The organism is Pelagibacterium sp. (assembly GCF_035555455.1).
Lineage (GTDB): Bacteria > Pseudomonadota > Alphaproteobacteria > Rhizobiales > Devosiaceae > Pelagibacterium.
The window spans coordinates 1-4,828 of the sequence record NZ_DATMGM010000035.1 but is presented as its reverse complement, the minus strand read 5'-3'; the positions used below and the strand labels follow the sequence as shown (position 1 = coordinate 4,828).

Genomic DNA, 4,828 nt, shown 5'->3' with positions numbered 1-4,828 from the left:
TGCATGACGAGGCTTTAATCGGAATCGCAGCGGCGGGCAATGGGGCGTCTCGCCGCAAATAATCATCCGCGCGTGCAACCCACTGCAAAGTTCGACGTTGTTCAGGCAACCGATTGGCCAGTGCTTGGCCAGTGGTCCCGGAAAAACGGGTTATGCGCGGCCAGAGGCGTCTTGTCGTGCTTCCCGGTCAAAAGGCCGTTGCGGTCCCATGCCCTCAGGCCTTTTGCAGCCACCCCGGATGTCCCTCGCATCCGGGGTGGTTCATATGCCCACGCTTTCCAGTGAGCGAATCACGCATTGCAGTCGTTCGCGAAATCGACCGGGAGGGTGTTGATGCGGCCATCGTCGTCGAAATACGAAATGATGATGGCGCTTTCTTCCGCCAGCCATTCGACCGAGGCCCGGACAAAGACCGGCCCGCAGGCCTCGATATCGAGCCCGCAGCGAAGCTGGATGGGACGGCCATCGCGACGATGGGTTTCCATCACAGCCTGATGGCTGCAACCACCGCGCTGGCAGGTTTCGATGAGGTAGAGATCGCTCTGGCCCGAGGGCGAGACAAAATCATAGCGTACATCCTCTGGCGAGGACGAGAATATCAGGACGGCGCCGACGGCAACGATGGTCAGGGCCGCCAGAAGCAAAAAGACGCCGAAGATCGTTGCGATCCACCGTCTTGCCATGCCCCTACCCCCTCTTGAGCACCGCGCAAAAGAACCCATCGGTGCCGGTCGATGCGGGGGTGAGGGTAACCGTATTGCCATCCCGACTCAAAGGTTTTGCGGCGCTGGGGAAAAGTGCATCCCAACGCGCGACCAGAGAGACCGGGGAAAACCCGGAGTGGCGAGAGAGAAAAGCCGCGATCTGCTCGTCGTTTTCCGGAGGCAGGATCGAGCAGGTGATATAGACCAGTTCGCCGCCGGGTTTGACGAAGCGGGCGGCGGTGTCGAGCACTTCGGCCTGCTGGCCGAGGCGCATGTCCAATTGAGCGGGCGTGAGCCGCCACTTGGTCTCGGGACGGCGACGCCAGGTGCCCGACCCGGTGCAGGGCGCATCGACCACAACCCTGTCCATCCGCGCTTCGAGATCGTCGAGGGCGCCCGCATCGGGATTGCGGACCTGAACGTTGCGCGCACCATTGCGGCGCAGGCGTTCATGGATCGGAGCCAGCCGCGTTCGCTCGCTGTCATAGGCGAAAATCTGGCCGGTATTGGTCATGGAGGCCGCCATGGCGAGGGTTTTGCCCCCTGCTCCGGCGCACAGATCGAGCACCTGTTCGCCCGGCCTTGCGCCAGCCAGAAGGGCAACAAGCTGGCTGCCTTCGTCCTGAACCTCGAACCAGCCCTTCTGATAGCCCTCATCGGCCTGAACATTGGCGGTGCGTGCACCGGCAGGCCCGGCGGGAATGCGCAGACCATCGGGCGCAATCGCCGTCGGCTCAGGGGTGAAGCGGGCAAGGCTGCGCCCCACCCGCTCCCGATTGGATTTGAGCGTATTGGCCCGCATGTCGAGCGGCGGGCGGGTGGTCATCCCCTCACCCTCGGCGATCCAATCCGGGCCAAAGCCAGCTTCCAACAGGGGCGCGATCCAATCGGGAACATCCGCGCGCACCGCATCGGGTGCATCTGCAAAGTGCGAATCATCGCAAAGCCTTGCGGCTTCCTGTTCAGAAATCGGCTCTGGGGCGAACCGGTCGGAGCTGAAGTCCTCGTTCAAGGACTTAACATCCTGATTCCAGTCCCGGACCACCACCGCAAGCACCAGTGCGCGCGGGGTGTCTTCGCCCATCCTGAAGGCGTGGGACGCGCGCTTGCGCAGCGCGTCATAGACCAGATTGCCAATGGCAGCCCGGTCGCCAGCACCGGCAAAGCGGTGATCGAGCGCCCAGCCCTTGAGCGCTTCGGAAGCCGGACGCTTGCGCGCATCCATATCGGCCAGAACCTCGATGGCCGCTGCAATACGTCCGGGCAACCGCATTTATTTGCCGCCGGTGTAGTTGGGGCTTTCGCGGGTGATGGTCACGTTGTGGATGTGGCTTTCGGTGAGCGCCGCGCCCGAAATCTTCACGAACGTGGCTTCACGCTGGAAGGTTTCGAGGTCTTTGGCCCCGGTGTAGCCCATCGCGGCGCGCAGACCGCCAGCAAGCTGGTGCAGGACGCCGCTGGCCGGGCCCTTATAGGGAACCTGGCCCTCGACCCCCTCGGGGACGAGCTTCATGGTGTCGTTGACTTCCTGCTGGAAATACCGGTCGGCGGACCCGCGCGCCATAGCGCCAACGGAGCCCATACCGCGGTAGGATTTGTAGGAGCGGCCCTGATAGAGATAGACCTCGCCGGGGCTTTCATCCGTTCCAGCCAGCATTGAGCCGACCATGGCACACGACGCCCCACCCGCCAGGGCCTTGGCCAGATCGCCAGAGAACTTGATGCCACCATCGGCAATCACCGGGATATCGTGCTTGTTGGCTTCTTCCGCACAGGACATCACGGCGGTGAGCTGGGGAACCCCGACACCGGCCACGATGCGGGTGGTGCAGATCGAACCCGGGCCGATGCCGACCTTGATGGCGTCCGCGCCTGCATCGATCAACGCCTTGGTTGCCTCAGCAGTCGCCACATTGCCCGCCACGATGCGGGTGGTGTTGGACTGGCGCTTGACGCGCTCAACCGCCTCGGCGACGCGCACCGAATGGCCGTGGGCTGTATCGATGACCAGCAGATCGACGCCAGCGTCGATGAGCGCCATGGAACGCTCAAAGCCCTGATCGCCGGTGGTGGAGGCAGCGGCGACGCGCAAACGGCCTTCTTCATCCTTGATGGAGTTGGGATTGAGCTGGGCCTTTTCGATATCCTTGACGGTGATCAGGCCGATGCAATTGCCGTAATCATCGACAACCAGCAGCTTTTCAATGCGGTATTGATGCAGGAGCCTTTTGGCTTCCTCCTGGCTGACACCCTCGCTGACCGTAATCAGGCCTTCCCGGGTCATCAGTTCGGAAATCTTCTGGCTTTTGTTGCTGGCAAAGCGCACGTCGCGGTTGGTCAGAATACCCGCAAGCTTGCCATTGGTGCGCCCGCCGGTGCCGCCATTGGCCACAACGGGAATGCCGGAGATGCGGTAGCGGTCCATCAGCGCATGGGCATCGGCCAGCGTCGCATCGGGGCCGATGGTGATGGGATTGACCACCATTCCGGATTCGAAATGCTTGACCTGCTTGACCTGTTCGGCCTGCTGCTCAGGCGTGAGGTTGCGGTGGATGACGCCCATGCCGCCAGCCTGCGCCAGGGCAATCGCCATGCGCGCCTCGGTGACCGTGTCCATCGCGGACGACAGGATCGGCAGGTTGAGAACAATGTCCCGCGTGACGCGTGAACTGATATCGACATCGGTCGGCAACACGTCCGAACGGGCGGGCTGGAGCAGCACGTCGTCGAAAGTGAGCGCGGCGTCACCGGTGATGGAAGTAATGATCTTCGCCAAGGCCAGCCCTTTCGTGCCCTTCATCAAAAACAGATGAATGTGAATGGTTTTACCGCCGGCGGTGAGCGCTCGCCGGTTCGGGTTGGCGTGGGTACTTAACACCGGCGGGCCGGTTTGGAAAGGGCTCGCCGGTCATGGCGCGCAAATGTCGCCATTGCCCTCAATTTTGGGCTTAGATTCGCCCCGTTCAGCCCTACCCCATCGCGGCGTCGGGGCGCATCCAGACCGGCTCGATAATGTTGCCGTCGGGATCCTCGAAGGCTCGCGAATACATGAAGTCCATATCCTGAGGTTCGCGACTATCGGCTTTTCCACCCGCGTTTGCTGCAGCGTTGGTGATGGTATCGACCTCCTCGCGGCTGTCCATGGACAGGGCGATGAGCACTCCCGTGGTCGTGTGGGCGTCGGCGATGGGTTTTGACGTGAAGGTCGAGAAAAACGGATGCTTGAGCAACATGAAAACGATCTCGTCCGACCACATCATCGAGGATGCGTTCTCGTCGGAGAAATTGCTGTTTTTGGTGCAGCCGATCGCCTCGTAGAAGCGGGTGGCGGCGACAAGATCGGCAACCGGCAGATTTACGAAAATCATCCTGGGCATGGTTCGTCCTCGATTGAGCGGAGGAAATTTCCTCGATTTCGTAACGACGGGACAGGCTGGCGGTTTCCGACACACGGAAAAGATTTTTGAGTTTTTTAGGGCGAGGCTCGCGGAAGCGCCCGACAGCCGGTGGGCTTCGGAGGGATGGCTGTCGATGAACGGCATGGGGCGATGAGCGCTCCGCACGTTTGGTAGTTAGTATGAAGCGATCATCGCCCCACGCATCCGGGGTTTTGGGCTTATGGCGGCGATCTCGGGCTGGGGATTGTCTAAACCACCTCACGGCGGTTTAAGGGTGCCCCTCCGGGTTTCCCCGGTGCGACGTGGGAGGGTTTTGCCCACATGGTATCCACATCCGGCCATCTGTCCGCTTTGGGCCTTCCCCATGGCGACCCATGAGGAACCCGAACCGACCCCGCCCAAACGTTCGTTGCGCTTGCGTCCATGTAAGCGGGGTCGTGAGGGAGAGTATGGGGGAGATTGGGGGTGCGGGGATAAGTGGGGGTGGTTCGGGGGGGCAGTGGTGGGGATAGAGCGGCGGCGCTGCCGGTTACTGGATCCCGGATCAGGTCCGGGATGACACGGGGTGGGTGGGAAAGCGCTGCGGACTTTACCCCACCGGAGTCATCCCGGGCGAAGACCCGGGATCCAGTATGCTCGGAGGTGCGAGAGGATCGCAGGCGCAGCGAAAGGCCCCCCCTCGCCGGTGTGGGGAGAGGGGCTTGAGGGTGAGGGCGCGGGGATAAG

4 protein-coding genes are annotated in these 4,828 nt (G+C 62.2%); all 4 read right to left on the bottom strand.

Annotation, left to right across the window (positions count from 1 at the left end; genetic code table 11):
* Positions 1-290 precede the first annotated feature (290 nt).
* The 4 genes from VNS12_RS06005 to VNS12_RS05990 all read right to left on the bottom strand — a co-directional run bounded on the left by VNS12_RS06005 (position 291) and on the right by VNS12_RS05990 (position 4,081).
* The gene (locus VNS12_RS06005) at positions 291-683 is read right to left on the bottom strand and encodes a hypothetical protein (protein ID WP_325486935.1); all 393 of its coding nucleotides are present in this window, start codon (positions 681-683) and stop codon (positions 291-293) included.
* A 4-nt stretch (positions 684-687) separates the two neighbouring features.
* Positions 688-1,977, bottom strand: a complete 1,290-nt coding sequence (locus VNS12_RS06000) for an RsmB/NOP family class I SAM-dependent RNA methyltransferase (RefSeq protein ID WP_325486934.1) — start codon at positions 1,975-1,977, stop codon at positions 688-690.
* Positions 1,978-3,480 carry an IMP dehydrogenase gene (guaB, locus tag VNS12_RS05995; RefSeq protein WP_325486933.1) on the bottom strand — a complete coding sequence of 501 codons (1,503 nt, stop codon included), beginning with the start codon at positions 3,478-3,480 and terminating at the stop codon, positions 1,978-1,980.
* 193 nt (positions 3,481-3,673) lie between these two features.
* A complete protein-coding gene (locus VNS12_RS05990) occupies positions 3,674-4,081 on the bottom strand; it encodes a VOC family protein (RefSeq protein ID WP_325486932.1) in 408 nt (135 codons plus the stop codon).
* Positions 4,082-4,828 lie beyond the last annotated feature (747 nt).